Source organism: Pseudoalteromonas sp. BSi20439 (assembly GCF_000241165.1).
In the GTDB taxonomy this organism is placed as follows: Bacteria; Pseudomonadota; Gammaproteobacteria; order Enterobacterales; family Alteromonadaceae; genus Pseudoalteromonas.
On the sequence record NZ_BADW01000186.1, the window covers coordinates 51,158 to 69,154 of the forward strand.

18 protein-coding genes are annotated in these 17,997 nt (G+C 41.5%); 14 read left to right on the forward strand and 4 right to left on the reverse strand.

Going from position 1 to position 17,997, the window contains the following annotated elements:
- Positions 1–22: 22 nt before the first annotated feature.
- From P20439_RS14670 to P20439_RS14680, 3 genes are all read right to left on the reverse strand, one after another.
- Positions 23–499 carry an FKBP-type peptidyl-prolyl cis-trans isomerase gene (locus tag P20439_RS14670; protein WP_008467995.1) on the reverse strand — a complete coding sequence of 159 codons (477 nt, stop codon included), beginning with the start codon at positions 497–499 and terminating at the stop codon, positions 23–25.
- Complete coding sequence (locus tag P20439_RS14675) at positions 496–2,922, reverse strand: Lon protease family protein (protein ID WP_008467997.1); 2,427 nt, start codon at positions 2,920–2,922, stop codon at positions 496–498. The genes P20439_RS14670 and P20439_RS14675 overlap by 4 nt, the downstream gene beginning before the upstream one ends.
- A gap of 79 nt (positions 2,923–3,001) precedes the next feature.
- The gene (locus P20439_RS14680) at positions 3,002–3,460 is read right to left on the reverse strand and encodes a hypothetical protein (RefSeq protein ID WP_008467999.1); all 459 of its coding nucleotides are present in this window, start codon (positions 3,458–3,460) and stop codon (positions 3,002–3,004) included.
- Positions 3,461–3,645: 185 nt separating this feature from the next.
- On the opposite strand from P20439_RS14680, the gene leuS reads away from it, so the two are divergent.
- The 14 genes from leuS (at position 3,646) to P20439_RS14750 (ending at position 16,765) form a co-directional block, all read left to right on the forward strand.
- Positions 3,646–6,234, forward strand: a complete 2,589-nt coding sequence (gene leuS / locus P20439_RS14685; protein WP_008468001.1) for a leucine--tRNA ligase — start codon at positions 3,646–3,648, stop codon at positions 6,232–6,234.
- A 1-nt stretch (position 6,235) separates the two neighbouring features.
- Positions 6,236–6,727 (forward strand): LPS assembly lipoprotein LptE, encoded by a 492-nt coding sequence (gene lptE / locus P20439_RS14690; protein WP_008109462.1) that lies wholly within the window; start codon positions 6,236–6,238, stop codon positions 6,725–6,727.
- Complete coding sequence (holA, locus tag P20439_RS14695; protein WP_008109460.1) at positions 6,727–7,767, forward strand: DNA polymerase III subunit delta; 1,041 nt, start codon at positions 6,727–6,729, stop codon at positions 7,765–7,767. The genes lptE and holA overlap by 1 nt, the downstream gene beginning before the upstream one ends.
- A 12-nt stretch (positions 7,768–7,779) precedes the next feature.
- Positions 7,780–8,409, forward strand: coding sequence for a nicotinate-nucleotide adenylyltransferase (gene nadD / locus P20439_RS14700; protein ID WP_008109459.1), 630 nt, complete (start codon positions 7,780–7,782; stop codon positions 8,407–8,409).
- A gap of 62 nt (positions 8,410–8,471) precedes the next feature.
- Positions 8,472–8,789: a ribosome silencing factor gene (rsfS, locus tag P20439_RS14705; RefSeq protein ID WP_008109457.1), complete on the forward strand. Its 318-nt coding sequence runs from the start codon at positions 8,472–8,474 to the stop codon at positions 8,787–8,789.
- Positions 8,790–8,826: 37 nt separating this feature from the next.
- Positions 8,827–9,297: a 23S rRNA (pseudouridine(1915)-N(3))-methyltransferase RlmH gene (gene rlmH, locus P20439_RS14710; protein WP_008109455.1), complete on the forward strand. Its 471-nt coding sequence runs from the start codon at positions 8,827–8,829 to the stop codon at positions 9,295–9,297.
- A 9-nt stretch (positions 9,298–9,306) separates the two neighbouring features.
- Positions 9,307–11,187 (forward strand): penicillin-binding protein 2, encoded by a 1,881-nt coding sequence (gene mrdA / locus P20439_RS14715; RefSeq protein ID WP_008109445.1) that lies wholly within the window; start codon positions 9,307–9,309, stop codon positions 11,185–11,187.
- Complete coding sequence (gene rodA / locus P20439_RS14720; RefSeq protein ID WP_008109444.1) at positions 11,184–12,290, forward strand: rod shape-determining protein RodA; 1,107 nt, start codon at positions 11,184–11,186, stop codon at positions 12,288–12,290. The genes mrdA and rodA overlap by 4 nt, the downstream gene beginning before the upstream one ends.
- Positions 12,290–13,051, forward strand: coding sequence for a septal ring lytic transglycosylase RlpA family protein (locus tag P20439_RS14725; RefSeq protein ID WP_008109442.1), 762 nt, complete (start codon positions 12,290–12,292; stop codon positions 13,049–13,051). The genes rodA and P20439_RS14725 overlap by 1 nt, the downstream gene beginning before the upstream one ends.
- A 54-nt stretch (positions 13,052–13,105) precedes the next feature.
- Complete coding sequence (locus tag P20439_RS14730; protein ID WP_008468004.1) at positions 13,106–14,266, forward strand: serine hydrolase; 1,161 nt, start codon at positions 13,106–13,108, stop codon at positions 14,264–14,266.
- Between the two features lie 208 nt (positions 14,267–14,474).
- Positions 14,475–14,753 carry a DUF493 family protein YbeD gene (ybeD, locus tag P20439_RS14735; protein ID WP_008109437.1) on the forward strand — a complete coding sequence of 93 codons (279 nt, stop codon included), beginning with the start codon at positions 14,475–14,477 and terminating at the stop codon, positions 14,751–14,753.
- A 19-nt stretch (positions 14,754–14,772) separates the two neighbouring features.
- Entirely contained in the window at positions 14,773–15,426 is a 654-nt protein-coding gene (gene lipB, locus P20439_RS14740; protein ID WP_008109436.1) for a lipoyl(octanoyl) transferase LipB, read from the forward strand.
- Positions 15,423–16,388, forward strand: coding sequence for a lipoyl synthase (gene lipA, locus P20439_RS14745; protein ID WP_008109434.1), 966 nt, complete (start codon positions 15,423–15,425; stop codon positions 16,386–16,388). Before lipB ends, lipA begins: the two co-directional genes overlap by 4 nt.
- 137 nt (positions 16,389–16,525) lie before the next feature.
- Complete coding sequence (locus P20439_RS14750) at positions 16,526–16,765, forward strand: hypothetical protein (protein ID WP_008109433.1); 240 nt, start codon at positions 16,526–16,528, stop codon at positions 16,763–16,765.
- 111 nt (positions 16,766–16,876) lie between these two features.
- Here P20439_RS14750 and P20439_RS14755 read toward each other — a convergent pair whose 3' ends face one another.
- Positions 16,877–17,950, reverse strand: a complete 1,074-nt coding sequence (locus P20439_RS14755) for a phosphotransferase enzyme family protein (protein ID WP_008109430.1) — start codon at positions 17,948–17,950, stop codon at positions 16,877–16,879.
- Between the last annotated feature and the right edge of the window lie 47 nt (positions 17,951–17,997).

Consider the following 17,997-nt stretch of genomic DNA (forward strand, 5'->3'; position numbering starts at 1 on the left):
TAAGAGACTTTTTACGTTAAAATTACGACTCAATAGCCAGTAATTCCACTTCAAAAATAAGCAATGATGCAGGAGGAATACTCCCTACTCGCTTTTCACCATAGGCGAGCTGATGCGGTATATAAAACTGAAATTTATCGCCCGGGCTCATCAATTGTAGGCCTTCTGTCCAGCCTTTTATAACTTGGTGCAAGCCAAAGCTAATCGGAGTTTTGCGCTCCACTGAGCTGTCAAATACAGTGCCGTCGATTAAAGTGCCGTGATAATGCACTTTCACCATACTCGTTGGGCTAGGTGTATTTTCGCTATCCCCTTTATGGATTATTTTATATTGCAAGCCAGACGCGGTTTCTTGAACGCCTTCTACCTTTGCATTGGCAATTAAGTAATCACTTTCAATTTGCGCATTAGCGATTGCTTGCTGCTTGGCTTTTTTACTGTTTTTAAAAATCAAAACGCAAAAAATAGCGATAACAATCAGTAAAATAATATTGATCATAACTCTCCTTTTTCATCTTCTGAGTCGTCTTTATCGTCGCTGTTATCGCCGTTAACAATATCAGCAATGTCTTTTAATCGTGCTAATGCAATGCCATTCACTGAATCTTCTGGGTACTGCTCATCAATCATGTCACCCGCGTCAATGTCCATTAGTAAGTTTAGCGCTTGGTCAACTGTTTCAACGGCGAAAATATTAAATTTACCCAGTTCAACCGCATTGAGTATTTCATCATCAAGTACTAAGTTAACTTGGTTTGATTTTGGAATAATAACGCCTTGCTCACCCGTTAAGCCACGCATTTTACATAGTTTAAAGAAGCCTTCTATTTTTTCATTTACGCCACCGATTGCTTGCACATCACCATGCTGATTAATAGAGCCAGTTAGTGCAATAGATTGGCTTATTGGTAAACTGGTGATCGCCGATATTAGCGCACAAAGTTCAGCTAATGAGGCGCTATCACCATCTATGTAGCCATAACTTTGTTCAATAGCGATATTCGCACTGAGTGTTAAGCTAAAGTGTTGCGCGTATTTGTTACCTAAATAACCGGTAAGCAGCATTACCCCTTTTGAGTGAATTGCTTTACCCAGCTCAGCTTCGCGTTCCACATCAATAACGCCATCAGCACCCGCATAAACAGTGGCGGTAATGCGTGCAGGTGTACCAAATGAGGTGTCACCAATGTGCAGTACCGTTAAACCGTTTACTTTACCTACGGCTTGCCCGTCTGTCGCAATTAAGGTGTGCCCTTCTTTTATATCGCTGAGCATATTTTCACTAATTTGCCCCGTACGGTATTGTTTGCCTTCAATCGCTTCGTCAATATGGCGAGCATCAATCACCGTCAGTTTGTCTTGCTTAGCGTAAAAACTGGCCTCAGCCACAAGCTCTAGTACATCAGCAAAACGGGCTGAGAGTTTATTATGGTGCTCAGCTTGGCGATAACTAAACTTAAGCAATCGCACCATTGCTGATTCGTTTAACGTGCACTTTAATGTTTGCTCACAGTAATCACTGACTTTAGTAATAAACTGATACTGCAGCTTATCGCTGCTTGGTAAGTAATAATCAAAATCGGCAAGTACTCTAAATAACTCAGCAAATTCCTCGTCGTATTCACCGATGGTGTAATAAAGTTCACGTGAGCCGAGTAAAATAATTTTCACATCAAGCGGTATTAACTGCGGTCGAAGCGTAAAGCTACTACCAACGACACTGTCTTGATAAGGTAAGTCATTTTTAATTTGATGGGTTTTTAGCGACAGCTTTAGCCCATCCCACACTTGGGGTTGAGCCATTACTTTTTCAGCATCCATAATTAAATAGCCGCCATTCGCGCGGTGCAATGCACCAGGTTGAATTGATCGATAGCTGGTAATTAACGACCCTTGCGATGTGGCATATTCAATTTTGCCAAAAATATTACCAAAGGTTGGGTTTGGCTCGTAAACAACCGGTGCCGCATCGCCTTCTTTATATTCAACCAAAATATTAGGCGCAAAAAAGTCGGTAAGCATGCCTTTACGATCAAAGTCTTCTTTGTTTTCTTCGCTTTCACCTTCATCATCAAGCCATTCAAGGACGGCATCAATAATTTCTACACGTATATCTTTTAAATAACGCAGTACACCAATATGGCTGGCATATTTATGTTCTAAATCTTTTAATAACGGTTTAGTGGCTTGCTCAGCAGTAGACTTTTTAAGGTTGCGGAGCTTTTCTTTCGACTCGCGTTTCCAGCGCGGTAACTCAATAAGCGCCTCAATGAGGGCATCTTCTAATTTTTCTATACGCTCAAAAAACATCTCGCGTAAGTCATCTTCAAGATCAGAAAACTCATTATCGGTAAGTTGTTTACCATCAATCAGCGGTGCAAAGCCGACTACGCCTTTTTCTTCAATTAGTGCCACACTTTGTTCAAGTGCTGCTATTTCTACTGCGGTAATTGCGCCGTCGTAAGCATCGTTAAATTCACGGTCTATCGATTTTTTCTTGCGCTGATAGGCTGGGTTATCAAATGCAGCAGGAAAAGTGTCGAGTACTTCATCAATAAATGAGTCAATATCATCGGCTAATTGTTTGCTTTGCCCTGCATGCATAAATAACGCAATAGGCTCACGGTGATCGTCGTAGTTATTAACATATAACCATTCATGCGGTGTTGTGCGCTCTTTAGCGTGTTGTTTTAATTTGTCTTTTACTAAAGTAAAACGCCCGTGTGCCGCCTCTCCCATTACATAAACATTATAACCGGGTAGGTCCATTCCTAAAGAAAAGTCCAATGCACTTTGCGCACGTTGTTGGCCTATAAAGGTAAGTTGCTCAGGGTATGGATTACTCATGCAAGTGTTTACATGGCTCGATGAAATACTCGGTGCAAGATTTGATACGGGTAGTGGCAGCAATTTTTTCGTCATTCTAACTTCTTTTTTTACCAGCATATTCGCTAGGTTTTGGACGTATTGAGTGGCTATATAAGCCACTCAATATTCATATTTAAGGTTGTAAAGCCTGGCGGCTAAAATAGATGCCATCACACTGTGTACACGGAATAATTTGCGTTGCATGATAAACATCGTAACTATGGTTGCAATTCTTACATACTAATGTGCCCATGGCTATCCATTCACCTGCGTGATAAACACCATTATGCTTAAAATCTTCACTTAATGACTGCCATTCAAGTTGTGTTTTGTCTTCAATATGAGAAAGCTCAAACCACAATGACTCTTTAAGCTCCTGCCATGCAAGCGAATTATAGTAGTTGTTATTTTCTTGTAGATGAGAAATGTCACGCATTAAGTAATTACGATAAAGCTGGTATTTTTCTTCACCTAAATCTTTAAGTGCCTGCTCAGATTCAATAAATCGCTTTACTGCGGCTTTAACTTCATGCTCTTTGACATCTTTTAACCAATCGGATAAATCACTAAGCCATGTTCTGTAATCTGCCATTTTATACTCCTTCAAAACGTCTACTGATTTACTCTATATCATAGATAAGTATAGGTTAACCTGCACTGAAAACTAATTTAGCGGCAAATTTATAAAAAGCGCCGCTTTGGCGCTGTGAATAACGCTTTATTTGGGGTATCCTATCGACAATTTTTTATTAGTATGCAAGAAGTTTGGAAACGTAAATGCAAGAGCAATATAACCCACAAGACATAGAGTCAAAAGTCCAACGCTACTGGGAAGAAAACCAAGTATTTAAAGTCACAGAAGACGAGAGCAAAGAAAAGTACTACTGCCTCTCAATGTTTCCTTACCCAAGTGGTCGACTGCATATGGGTCATGTGCGTAACTACACCATTGGTGACGTGGTTTCTCGCTTTCAGCGCTTGCAAGGCAAAAACGTAATGCAACCTATGGGTTGGGATGCGTTTGGTTTACCTGCAGAAAACGCGGCTATTAAAAATAAAACAGCCCCTGCAAAGTGGACTTACGAAAATATTGACTACATGCGTAACCAGCTTAAGCAATTAGGGTTTGGCTACGACTGGGATCGCGAAATTGCGACATGCCACCCAGAATATTATAAATGGGAACAATGGTTCTTCACTAAGCTTTACGAAAAAGGCCTAGTGTACAAAAAAATGTCAACGGTTAACTGGGATCCTGTGGATCAAACAGTATTAGCTAACGAACAAGTAATTGATGGTCGTGGTTGGCGTTCAGGCGCAGTAGTGGAACAAAAAGAAATTCCACAGTGGTTTATAAAAATTACCGACTATGCTCAAGAGCTATTAGACGACTTAGACAAACTAGAAGATTGGCCTGAGCAAGTTAAAACCATGCAGCGCAACTGGATTGGTCGCTCTGAAGGGTTAGATATCGAGTTTACGCGTACCGACAATAACGAAAAGTTTAGTGTATACACCACTCGTCCAGATACGTTTATGGGCGTGACATACCTAGCCGTTGCCGGTGGCCACCCAATCGCGCAAGAAGCGGCTAAAAACAACGACGCGATTGCGATGTTTGTTGAAGAGTGTAAAAACACTAAAGTTGCCGAAGCGGATATGGCAACCATGGAGAAAAAAGGCATTGCAACGGGCTTTTACGCCACTCATCCATTAACGGGCGAGCAAGTGCCTATTTGGGTTGCAAACTTTGTATTGATGCATTACGGCTCAGGCGCAGTAATGGCTGTACCTGCGCACGACCAACGTGACTTTGAATTTGCAACAGCTTACGGCCTAGATATTAAACAAGTTATTGCGCCAGTTGAAGGCTCTGAGCTTGAAGTAAACCTAGCCCAAGAAGCATTCACCGAAAAAGGGGTATTAGTAAACTCAGGTGAATTTGATGGCCTTGATTTTGAAAACGCCTTTAACACTGTTGCCGACAAGCTAGAAGCATTAGGTGTGGGAGAGCGTAAAGTAAACTTCCGTCTACGCGATTGGGGTGTAAGCCGTCAGCGTTACTGGGGTTCGCCAATTCCAATGCTGAGTGATGAGAATGGTAATGAGCTTGCTGCCACTGAAGATATGCTACCAGTGCGTTTACCAGAAGATGTGGTAATGAATGGCGTTACCTCACCAATTAAAGCTGACCCAGAATGGGCTAAAACAACTGTAAATGGTGTACCTGCCACTCATGAAACTGATACTTTTGACACCTTTATGGAGTCATCATGGTATTACGCTCGCTACTGTAGCCCGCGCCATGACGAGGGTATGTTAGATCCAGCGGCAGCTAACTATTGGTTACCAGTAAACCAATACATTGGTGGTATTGAGCACGCAATTTTACATTTATTGTATTCGCGCTTTTTCCACAAATTATTACGTGACTTTGGTTTAGTTAATTCAGACGAGCCATTCGACCGCTTACTTTGTCAAGGTATGGTATTAGCTGAAACGTTTTATCGTAAAGATGAAAAAGGCGGCGATATATGGATTTCGCCAAGCGATGTTAATACCGAAACCGACGAAAAAGGCCGCGTAACCAAGGCATGGCATAAAAAAGACGGTGATCCTGTGTTCTCATCTGGCATGAGCAAAATGTCTAAGTCGAAAAACAACGGCATAGACCCGCAAGAAGTCATTGCCCAATACGGCGCAGATACCGTGCGTTTGTTTATGATGTTTACTGCACCACCAGAGCAAACGCTTGAATGGTCAGATTCAGGGGTTGAAGGCGCGCACCGTTTCTTAAAACGTGTATGGAAATACGCGGTAGATGTTAAAACGGTTGGCTTCCAAGCACTTGATAAATCGGCGCTTACAAATCCGCAAAAAGTACTTCGCCGTGAGCTACATAAAGCGATTGCAAAAGTGAGCGATGATGTTGAACGTCGTCAAACATTCAATACGGCAATTGCCGCAATTATGGAGCTATCTAATAAGTTATTAAAAGCGCCATTAAACGATACTCAAGATGTCGCCATTGCTAACGAGGCATTAGAAGCATTGCTTATTATGCTAGCACCAATAACACCGCATTTATCGCATCAGTTATGGCAAGATCTAGGTAAAGAAGGTGATATTTTAGATGCAGCATGGCCAAAAGTTGACGAATCTGCCCTAGTTGAAGATGAAAAATTAATCATCGTACAAGTAAACGGTAAATTACGTGCAAAACTAACGGTTGCAGCTGATGCAACGCAAGAGCAAGTAGAAGCACTTGCGTTTGCAGAATCTAACGTCACTAAATTTACTGATGGTGCAACAATCCGCAAAGTTATTTATGTACCCGGTAAATTACTTAACGTGGTAGCTAACTAATATGGCTGCTTTAAATGCCATTAAAAACGGACTAGCCTTAGTGCTAGTCTGTTTTTTGTTATCGAGCTGTGGCTTTCACCTTAAAAAAGCATCAAGCCTACCCGATGATTTAAAACAGCTAACCTTGGTGGGTGATGATCAAAAATCAGCGTTGTTTAGCTATTTGCAAACAGAGTTGACTATGAGCGATGTTACTTTAGTCCCTGCGAGTAAACAATCAGCGCAACTTTACTTATTTAAAGAGCAGCTAGAGCGTCAAACCTTATCGTTATTTCAAAACGGACAAGTGGCTGAATATGAATTGGCATACAGTGTAAGTTATGTTGTAAAACGCCCAAAACAAGCAGCCATTGAAAAACGTTTTGAGCTTTACCGTAATTACCAAGATGACCCTGACAACGCACTAGCCAAAGCAAAAGAGCTTGAACTGCTGATCAGCGAAATTCGTCAACAAGCAAGTCGTCGAATTGTTAGAGAGTTGTCGCAACTATAATGCGTTGTTATGCAAATCAGCTGCCTAGCGAATTAAAAAAGGGGTTAAAACCTTTTTATTTGGTTTTTGGTGAAGAGCCTTTTCAAGAAGCGCAATGTGTACAGCTCATACGCGATAGCGCAAAAGCGCAAGGTTTTGATGAAGTAATTAAATTCACTTTAGCCCAAGGCTTTGATTGGCAAGAAATCATAGCGCAATACCAAAGTATGTCGTTATTTAGTGCGCGTACGATTATTGAGCTTGATTTAAACCAGCAAAAACCCGGTACCCCCGGCGCAAACACCTTTAAAAAGGTCGTTGAGCTTGAAAACCCTGACACCATTTTAATTGTTAAAGGCGCCAAGGCCAGCCAAGATGTGCAACGCGGAGCATGGTTTAAAGCACTCGATAAGCAAGGGCTATTTGTACCCTGCTATCCGCTTAGTGGTAATCACTTAAAACGTTGGCTAGATGAACAATGCCAACGCTTGTCACTCAATTTACAAAACGAGGCTAAGCTTAGTTTAATTAATGCCACTGAAGGCAATTTACTAGCTTGTTTTCAAGAATTGGAAAAACTGTCGCTAATACATGGTAACGCTCTCATTACCCAACAATTGGTGATGCAAGGGCTGCTAAACCAATCTAAATTCGATATTTTTGATTTAAGTGATGCCCTGTTAAACGGCCATACTACACAAGCAATAAAAGTATTAAATAAGCTTGCCAGTGATAATACTGAAGTAATGAGTATTTTGTGGGCCATCAATAAAGATCTAAATACCTTACTCAGTGTACAGCAAGGGTTACTGCAAGGTGAGTCGTTAGCCACCCTGTTTAAACAAAAAGCGATATGGAAAAATCACCAAGCGCCGGTACAAACAGCGATAAACAGACTTAACATTGACACCCTTGAAAGCATTAGCAGTGAACTGGCATTATTTGATGCAAGCTACAAACAAGGCGCATTAATTGCCCCCTATCAAGCATTGGCACATATTTGTATTAAGTTTTGCCAACCGCTCGATATTCCACTGCCGTGTCATACTAACCGTCAGTAAAGGGAAAATATCATGATTGCAATTTTTGGTGGCACTTTTGACCCCGTTCATTTGGGGCACCTTAATATGGCGCAGCAATGTGTGGCTACTTTTGAATTACACTCACTTTATTTTATGCCCTGTGCAATACCCACACACAAAGCGGCACCGGGGATCAGCACCGAGCATCGTATAGCAATGCTTAAAGCGGCAATTACAGCTTACCCAGAGTTTAAGCTTGATTTACGGGAGCTACAACGCAGCGGGCCTTCTTATTCTTTATTAAGCTTGCAAGAGTTAAGAGCTGAAAATCCCGATACCCCTATTTTATTTTTGATTGGTATGGACTCATTCAACAACCTTGATAAATGGTATCAGTGGCAAACAATAACTCGTCTTTGCCATATAGTGGTGTATCAACGCCCAGGTCAAAACTGTGACGTACAAGGTGAACTTAAAGGCTACAAACAGCAGGCTGTGACCAAAGATATTTCCCTACTGAACGAAAAAAATGCCGGACACCTTTACTTTTTAGAAGGAGAACAGCTAGATGCCGCATCCAGCACTATCCGTCAAGCGCTTAAAAAAAGCATTAAAAAGAGTGAACTATTACCCGACACCGTGAGTCACTATATTGAGCAGCACCAGCTTTATCAAGAGTGATTGGTATAAACCCCTCAGCGTGTTAAAATGACCGCTATTAAATTTTAAATTGAGACAAAACCTTGGATTCGAAACAACTACTCGCTTTTGCACTAGACAAAATTGACGATATGAAAGCACGTGATGTGATTCAACTTGACGTAACTGGCACCTCAGACGTAACCGATTACATGATTGTATGTTCAGGCACATCAAGACGTCATGTACTGTCAATTGCTGATAACTTAGCAAAAGAAGCTCGTCACGCTGGTGAAGAGCCTATTGGCTATGAAGGCCAAAGCGATGGCGAATGGGCACTCGTTGATTTAGGTGATGTGATTGTTCACGTTATGCAAGATCAAGCACGTAGCTATTACGATCTAGAAAAGCTTTGGGGCTAATAGCTCCCTATTTTAGACAACGCTTGGAAGTAACGTCGTGAAAATACAAATGATTGCTGTTGGTACAAAAATGCCAGCATGGGTAGAAACAGGTTTTGCAGAATATCAGCGCCGCTTTCCCAAAGATATGGCACTGGAACTAATCGAAATACCTGCTGGTAAACGTGGCAAAAACGCAGATATAAAGCGTATTTTACACACCGAAGGTGAAAAAACCTTAGCCGCCATACCTAAAGGCAATCGTATTGTCACACTAGAAGTAACCGGTAAAGCACTGGATACTCATCAGCTAGCGAAAAACATGGAAAAGTGGCAACTAGATGGTCGCGATGTCAGTTTACTGATTGGCGGACCTGAAGGATTAGCCCCCGAGTGTATTGCAGCCTCTGAGCAGAAGTGGTCGTTATCAAATTTAACGCTTCCGCATCCCTTAGTACGCATTATTGTAGCTGAAAGTCTTTACAGAGGCTGGAGCTTAAATAACAACCACCCTTATCATCGCGAGTAGTTTCTTGCCATGCTAAAACGAAGACCCACTATTCGCGACCACTCAGCAGAAGCTAATTTATTTGCTCGGCGTGCATTTGTGGGTTTTATTTTTATATTAGCCTTAGTAGCCATATTATTGTCTAACTTGTACACCATTCAAGTTGACGACCACCAAGATTATCAAACTCGCTCTAACGATAACCGTATAAAAGTAATCCCTATTGCACCTAATCGCGGACTTATTTACGACCGCAACGGTGTTTTACTGGCTGAAAACAAGCCCGTTTATAACCTTGAAGTGATCCCCGAAGAAGTTGACGATTTAACTGCCTCATTGAAATCAGTCAGTAAAATTATTGATATTACCGAGCAGCAGCAAGCTGATTTCCTTGATGATATAAAGCACACTCGCCGCTTTAAAAGCCAAGTTCTTAAAGCTCGCTTAAATGAAAACGAAGTAGCGATGTTTTCAGTAAACCAACATAAATTCCCAGGGTTTAGTATTGAAGCGCGTTTAGCCCGTTATTACCCGTTTGGAGACACCTTAACCCATGCCTTAGGCTATGTTGCTAAGCTCAATAAAAAAGAATTAAACAAGCTTGAGCAACAAGATGAAGCCACCAATTATAGAGCGACCCATGATATTGGCAAACTGGGTATCGAAAAATACTACGAGCCATTACTTCATGGCCAGGTCGGCTCACAGCGAGTTGAAGTAAATAACCGTGGTCGTATTATTCGCACCTTGAGTATGGATCCACCGCAGCCGGGGGACGATTTAGTACTTACTCTCGATATTGGTTTACAACAAATAGCCCAACATTCACTTAAAGATATGCGCGGCGCTATTGTGGTTATGGATGCAAAAGATGGCGGCGTTTTAGCGCTGTATTCAAACCCAAGCTATGATCCTAATTTATTTGTGCACGGTATTAGCAGTAAAGACTATAAAGCCCTGCTTAACCCTGATCGCCCGCTTATAAACCGTACCACCCAGGGGCGCTACGCACCAGCATCGACTATTAAACCGCACATGGCTATTTTGGCATTAGAAGAAAACATAGTACAAGAGACCACCACCATGTGGGATCCCGGTTTTTTTCAAATACCCAATGTAGAGCATAGATGGCGAGACTGGCGACGTTGGGGCCATGGCCATGTTGATGTTTACAAAGCAATAGAAGAGTCATGCGATACTTATTTTTACGATGCAGCCTATCGCATGGGGATCACCAAAATAAGTAACTTTATGGCACGTTTTGGTTTTGGTGAGCTATCAGGCATTGATATTCATGAAGAAACAACCGCTATTTTGCCCTCAAAAGAGTGGAAAGAAGATCGTTTCAAAGAGTCATGGTGGCGTGGTGATACTATTTCTGTAGGGATTGGCCAAGGTTATTGGACTGCCACCCCAATTCAAATAGCCAACGCGACTAATATTCTAGTTAACCGGGGAATAAATCATCCTCCTCACTTAGTGCAAGTGGCTAAAAAAGAAGACCAGATCACCCAGCTCAATAATGAAGAAAAGCCACCTGTTGTTCTCAATAATGAGGATAACTGGCGCATCGCTATTGATGCAATGCATAACACGGTTAAAAAGACCACCGGTACAGCACACCGTGCGTTTAAAGGGGCTACCTACGACCCTGCAGGTAAAACCGGTACAGCCCAAGTGGTCAGTATTGCTCAGGGCGAGCGTTACGATGCCGATGCACTCAAAGAGCGCCAACGCGATAACGCCATTTACGTCGGTTTTGCCCCTTACAACAATCCACAAATTATAGTCTCTATTGTTGTAGAGAATACCGGCGGGGGTAGCTCTGTAGGTGCCCCCATTGCGCGCCAATTAATGGATTATTATTTTGCAGCTAACCCAATTCAATCCTCAGGGAGTAAAGTACCATGACGGCTTTACATAATAAGCGTTCTATTTGGCTGCGCCTGCATATCGACTTGCCACTGTTAATTGCTTTATTACTGATGATGGCTGGCAGTATCACCATAGTTTATAGTGCCTCGGGCCAAGATTCGGCCATGATGATCCGCCATATAACCCGTATGGCTGGCGCAATTATTGGCATGTTTGTTTTAGCGCAAATCCCACCTACGACCCTAAAACGCTTAGTCATTCCCATGTATTGCTTGGGACTACTTATGCTGGTTGGGGTACTTCTATTTGGTGTAAGTTCTAAAGGGGCTCAACGCTGGTTAGATTTAGGTATTACCCGCTTTCAACCCTCAGAATTAATGAAACTAGCGGTTCCAATGATGGTTGCTTGGTATATTGGTCGTAACCACTTACCACCGCGTCCACTTCATTTAATTATTGGCTTTGCCATTGTTATGCTGCCTACCCTACTTATTAAGGAACAACCTGATTTGGGCACCTCAATTTTGATTGCCAGCTCGGGTGTGTTTGTATTGTTTTTATCTGGTTTGAGTTGGCGTTTAATTGGCTTTTTAAGCTCTATTGTGGCCTTAGCTGCATGGCCTTTTTGGCACTATGGTATGCACGATTATCAAAAACAACGCGTTTTAACTTTTTTAGATCCTGAGAGCGATCCGCTTGGTTCTGGCTATCATATTATTCAATCAAAAATTGCTATTGGCTCAGGCGGTATCGAAGGCAAAGGCTGGTTGCAAGGCACACAATCACAACTGGAATTTTTACCTGAACGACATACCGATTTTATTTTTTCTGTACTGAGTGAAGAGTTTGGTTTATTTGGTGTGTGTATTTTACTTAGCCTGTACTTATTCATCATTGGCCGTGGATTATTTATTGCAGTTAATGCACAAGAAGCTTTTGGCAAGTTACTCGCAGGCTCTCTGACACTCACATTTTTCGTTTATATTTTTGTAAACATTGGTATGGTCTCGGGTTTATTACCTGTTGTAGGTGTTCCCTTACCATTAATTAGTTATGGCGGCACCTCAATGGTGACCTTGATGGCTGCATTTGGCATTATTATGTCGATTGCCACAGATAAAAGGATGCTCTTAAAATAATGCGCCTTTATAAACAACTTATAATTATTACACTCGTTAGCCTCTTTTTAAGTGCATGTAGCAGTTCAAATAGCCGTTACAGCATGCGCCATGATGCAGCGCCTCTGCGAGCACCAACTGAATTAGAAATGCAAGATGCTATTGTCACTAAAGTTATAAAAAGCGCGAGCACCACACGCCCTTACGAAGTGTTGGGCAAACGTTATACCCCTATGCTCGATGAAACAGGTTATTCAGAAACGGGCATTGCCTCATGGTATGGCCGAAAATTTCATGGTTATCACACCTCTAACGGCGAAATTTACGATATGTTCGCTATGACGGCAGCTCACAAAACCTTGCCCTTACCGAGTTTTGTGCGCGTAACAAATACAGCCAATGGCCAATCTGTTATAGTACGGGTTAACGATCGCGGGCCTTTTCATGACGATAGAATCATTGATCTTTCTTATGCTGCAGCCTATAAACTTGGCTACCATAAATACGGTACAGCACAGGTTAAGCTTGAAGCGATTACCCTTGCAGATACCCATGCACGAAAAACCTATGTTCAAGTAGCTGCAGGTAGTACGTTAGCCAACATAGAAGCATTGGCACACACACTACGAGAGCAATATAAATTACCAACAAATATCGTCGAAAAAGACGGTATTTATAGATTGCACTTAGGGCCGATAAAAGATGCCCAACACGCGCAACAAGTACTAAAAACATTAAAACAAAATCAATTTCAAAACGCGTTCTTGCTTTACACTCAGTAAGCCCTTTAGAATAGGGAGAATGCATATTTTTAACTTTAACCATTAATGAGTATGATGAAATCTATTAAACATAAAATTCTTACTGGTGTTTGCGGCTTAGTCTGTTCTGCCGCCGTCTTTTCAGCCACCGCACAAATTATTCCAGCCCCTCCTCAAGTTAATGCTAAAGGTTACTTTTTGGTGGACTTCACCACAGGTAAAGTGATTGCAGAAGGTGAAGCTGATACAAAACTTGCTCCTGCTAGCTTAACTAAAATGATGACTAGTTATGTAATTGGTACTGAAATAAATGCAGGTAATATCGCACCCACCGATATGGTAACTATCAGTGAAAAAGCGTGGGCAAAAAACTTTCCTGAATCATCTAAAATGTTCATTGAAGTGGGTAAGCAAGTAAGTGTAGATGAACTTAATCACGGTATTATTGTGCAATCAGGTAATGATGCCTGTGTTGCCATGGCTGAGCATATTGCTGGCAGCGAAAGTGCCTTTGCAGATTTAATGAATGCCCATGCTGAAAAGATAGGCATGACAAATACTCACTTTATTAATAGTCACGGTCTTGATACAGACGAGCACTACACAACGCCACGCGATATGGCCACACTTGGTGCAGCCTTAATCAGAGACGTGCCGGACGAATATGCACTATATAAAGAAAAGTCATTTACATACAATGGTATAAAGCAATATAACCGTAACTCGTTGTTATGGGATGAAAGCTTAGATGTTGATGGTATTAAAACAGGCCATACATCTGATGCGGGTTACAGCTTAGTCACCTCGGCAACGAAAAACGACATGCGTTTAATTGCGGTAGTTATGGGTACTTCAAGTGAGCGTGCGCGTAAAGTTGAAAGTAAAAAACTGCTTAACTACGGTTTCCGCTTTTTTGAAACAATTACGCCTTACAAAGCTGGCGATAGTTTTGCAGAGCAACGCATCTGGATGGGTAACAAAGAGAATGTCTCTTTAGGTATTTTAGAAGACACCCCTATTACAATCCCTCGTGGCCAACATAAAAACCTGAAAGCAAACTTTGAGCTTGACGATACGCTTGAAGCACCTTTAGCTAAAGGCACTAAAGTAGGCACGCTGTTTTTACAACTTGAAGGCGAAGATATTGCACAATATCCGCTAGTTACGCTTGAAGAAATACAAGAAGGTAGCTTCTTCAGCAAAATATATGACTACTTACGCTTACAAATAATGTAAGCACGAGTAAAGTAATATGAACGCCTCTTCTGTGAGGCGTTTTTTTTGCTTGAAAAGTGCTAGAATGCGCCCCATATATACCAATCGTATTGAATGACTATCGTTGGCTTAGGTCAAAAGTAACATCATTTCAAGATTGTCATTAGCCTGTCAGTTTTAAGCTTAACGTATAAGTTGAGCCAACACTTTTGTTTGAGGAGTTCCCGTCGTGGTTGAACCTGTTAAAAACACTAAATTTGATGAGTACCTAGAGTACCCTTGCCCGTTTACATTTAAAATTATGGGTTTAGCAAACGTAAACTTAACTGATCAAATTTTAGAAAAGTTACAACCTATCGCTCCGGGTGATTATGCGCCAAAAGTAAAACCGAGCAGTAAAGGTAACTATGAGTCAGTCACTTTAGTAGCCACAGTAACAAGCGGCAAACACATTGAAGAAATTTACAACGTGATCAGCAATATCGATGACGTGCGCCATATGCTTTAAGCTATAGTTGAGATTTGTTGTGAGCGAAAACACCCTAATCGTACGCCAACTGGGTCGTCAGCGTTACATGCCGATTTGGCAAAAAATGCAAGACTTTACCGACACCCGTGATGAAAATACGCCAGATGAAATTTGGTTAGTAGAGCATGAAAGTGTATTTACCCAAGGCCAAGCCGGTAAAGATGAGCACTTACTCGCCCCAGGTGACATTGAAGTGATTAAAGTTGACCGCGGTGGACAGGTGACTTACCACGGCCCTGGTCAGCAAATGATGTATGTATTATTTAATTTACGTCGTTTAAAAATTGGGGTGCGAGAGCTAGTTACTTGGCTTGAAGAGTGCATCATTGAGTCCCTTGCAGAGTTCGCCATAGATGCATACGCGAAAGCGGATGCCCCTGGTGTTTACGTTAACGACAGTAAAATTGCCTCTTTAGGTTTACGAGTTCGTCGTGGCTGCTCATTTCATGGCTTGGCATTAAATGTTAATATGGATCTAAGTCCATTTTTACGCATTAACCCATGTGGTTATGCGGGCATGAATATGGTGCAAACTAAAGAACTAAATGGCCCTCAAAACCTTGAAGCTGCAGGTGAAGGGCTGGTAAAACACATGATCAAGAAGCTTAATGCAACACAGGTTAAGCATACTGAAGGGTTTGAAAACGAATGAATAAACCAGTCAAAATGGAACCAGGTGTAAAACTACGCGACGCAGAAAAAATGGCGTTGATCCCCGTTAAAGTTTTACCAACAGAAAAAACCGAAATGCTCCGTAAGCCAGAGTGGCTTAAAATTCGCTTACCTAAGTCAACCGAGCGGATTGACGGCATAAAACAAGCAATGCGTAAACATGGCCTTCACTCTGTATGTGAAGAAGCTTCGTGTCCTAACTTATCAGAGTGTTTTAACCACGGTACAGCGACCTTTATGATTTTAGGGGCTATTTGTACACGTCGTTGTCCATTTTGTGACGTTGCACATGGTCGCCCATTAAAACCTGATGCCGCTGAGCCTGAAAAGCTGGCACTGACCATTAAAGACATGAAGTTAAGCTATGTGGTTATTACTTCTGTAGACCGTGATGATTTACGTGACGGTGGTGCTCAGCACTTTGCTGATTGTATCCGCGAAATTCGTAAGCATAATCCAGAAATTACCATTGAGATTTTAGTGCCCGATTTTCGTGGCCGTATGGACAGAGCGTTAGAAATTTTAATTGAAACGCCGCCAGATGTATTTAATCACAACCTAGAAACGGCGCCACGTTTATACAAACTTGCGCGCCCAGGTGCTGACTATAAATGGTCTCTTGAATTATTACGTCGCTTTAAAGAAGCCCATCCTGAGGTTAAAACAAAATCAGGCTTAATGGTTGGCCTTGGTGAAGAAATTAGCGAAATCGAGGAAGTACTTCGCGATTTACGTGCTCATAACGTTGATATGCTTACTGTAGGGCAATACCTACAACCGTCTAAGCATCACTTACCCGTTAAGCGTTACGTGCCACCAGCTGAATTTGACGCATTAAAAGAATATGCTGATGAAATTGGCTTTACACACGCCGCTTCAGGCCCGTTTGTACGTTCAAGCTATCATGCAGATCAACAAGCAGCGGGTAAAGAAGTAAAGTAATCTCTCGCAATGTATAAAAAACCGCCATTAGGCGGTTTTTTGTTTTTAATAGTTATTTTTACTGTTTATAAAATAACGTTAGGTTAAAGCAAGGTTACTTGAGATAATTATGCTTGAACCCATTATTTAGGTTATATATGAAATTATTAGTTCGTAACTTATCACGTGCCACTACTGAGCATGAACTTCGTACGTTATTTACGGCTCACGGTAAAGTGACCACCTGTAACTTGGTACTCGATAAAGAAACAGGCCAATCTAAAGGCTTTGCCTTTGTAGAAATGCCTAATGACATTGAAGTTAAGGGCGCAATAAAAGCGCTTAATCAAACCACAGTAGACAAAAGCAAAATCCGTGTAAAACTAGCAGATGCTTAATAAGTAAAAAATTGAGATGTTGGAAGTTAACACATACTTTCAATGTTTAACCTCAATTTATATTGCTCAAAGTTTTAGTTATAACGCTTTGAGCAATATAATTAATTGGGTTTATACCTGAGTCAAAATCTCCTTTAAGACCTGCTGCTTACTTACTATATCCTTGTATAAGGCAAATTGGTTTTTTGCGCGATCTAAGTTGTGTCTCTTATGCTTAACGCTAAAGTAATTATCACCATCTATATAATCAGTTAAAAAGCGTAAGCCAATCATAAAGGGCATTACTTTAGCACCTAACCAAAAGCTTTGTTTCTCGGCGGGTGTTAATACCCCCTTTAGTGGCTCAACATAGCCTTTAACAATCGCTGCAAAAATATCTTCACGAACACCTACCTTTTCAAGCGCCGTTGAATCTTCTTGCTCTGCAGAGCAAAATGTTCTGACCATATCGCCAAAATCATTAAGCCAATAACCAGGCATACAGGTATCTAAATCTATCACCGCTTTTGCATTATTAGAGTCTAAGCAAAATAGCATGTTGTTTATTTTAGTATCGTTATGGCACACACGAATAGGCACTTTTCCCTCAAGGGCATTAAGCTCATCGATAAGTGAAAGCTGCGACAGGCAAAAATCAACCTCTTCCTGACAATGAGCCAAACGTTTATGAGGATCGGTGCTAACCACTTGCTTGAAGACTTCTGCACGCATGGCCAAGTTATGAAAATTAGGAATAACCGCATGTAAATTGTTCGCGTCAAAGTCTTGTAGCGCTTGCGCAAATTGGCCAAATGCATTGGCCGCTGTTTGTGCCTGGCTAGCAGTATTAACCACATCTTCACTGTAGCTGCCACCAATAAACTCAAGTGCTCGCCAAGTATCATCATCATTATTAACTAAATAGTCATTCTGAGTCGTCGCTACATGGCGTACTATTGCTAGATTGAATTCACCTGCTTGTTGTTTTTTACTTAAGTGTTGCTCTATTAATCGCGCATTATCAACAAGTAACTGTGGTTTTGGAAACACCACCGTATTGAGCTTTTGTACAACCAGTGACCGCTTCGAAGTACTTAATAACATAGTAGTATTTATATGCCCACTGCCTATGGGTTTTATGCTCGCATGCTTCTCGTCAAGGCCAAAACTCTCAGATAAATAAACTTCTATAGGAACTGTATTCATTTTCTACTTCACTCTTTTCGCCCAAGGCGACAATAATTTTTAACGCA

Coding starts and splice junctions, on each gene's coding strand:
- mrdA (WP_008109445.1), top strand. CDS start 9,307: ATGCTAAAACGAAGACCCACTATTCGCGACCACTCAGCAGAAGCTAAT.
- P20439_RS14750 (WP_008109433.1), top strand. CDS start 16,526: ATGAAATTATTAGTTCGTAACTTATCACGTGCCACTACTGAGCATGAA.
- P20439_RS14730 (WP_008468004.1), top strand. CDS start 13,106: ATGAAATCTATTAAACATAAAATTCTTACTGGTGTTTGCGGCTTAGTC.
- P20439_RS14675 (WP_008467997.1), bottom strand. CDS start 2,922: ATGACGAAAAAATTGCTGCCACTACCCGTATCAAATCTTGCACCGAGT.
- P20439_RS14725 (WP_008109442.1), top strand. CDS start 12,290: ATGCGCCTTTATAAACAACTTATAATTATTACACTCGTTAGCCTCTTT.
- lipA (WP_008109434.1), top strand. CDS start 15,423: ATGAATAAACCAGTCAAAATGGAACCAGGTGTAAAACTACGCGACGCA.
- P20439_RS14680 (WP_008467999.1), bottom strand. CDS start 3,460: ATGGCAGATTACAGAACATGGCTTAGTGATTTATCCGATTGGTTAAAA.
- P20439_RS14670 (WP_008467995.1), bottom strand. CDS start 499: ATGATCAATATTATTTTACTGATTGTTATCGCTATTTTTTGCGTTTTG.
- holA (WP_008109460.1), top strand. CDS start 6,727: ATGCGTTGTTATGCAAATCAGCTGCCTAGCGAATTAAAAAAGGGGTTA.
- nadD (WP_008109459.1), top strand. CDS start 7,780: ATGATTGCAATTTTTGGTGGCACTTTTGACCCCGTTCATTTGGGGCAC.
- rodA (WP_008109444.1), top strand. CDS start 11,184: ATGACGGCTTTACATAATAAGCGTTCTATTTGGCTGCGCCTGCATATC.
- lptE (WP_008109462.1), top strand. CDS start 6,236: ATGGCTGCTTTAAATGCCATTAAAAACGGACTAGCCTTAGTGCTAGTC.
- leuS (WP_008468001.1), top strand. CDS start 3,646: ATGCAAGAGCAATATAACCCACAAGACATAGAGTCAAAAGTCCAACGC.
- P20439_RS14755 (WP_008109430.1), bottom strand. CDS start 17,950: ATGAATACAGTTCCTATAGAAGTTTATTTATCTGAGAGTTTTGGCCTT.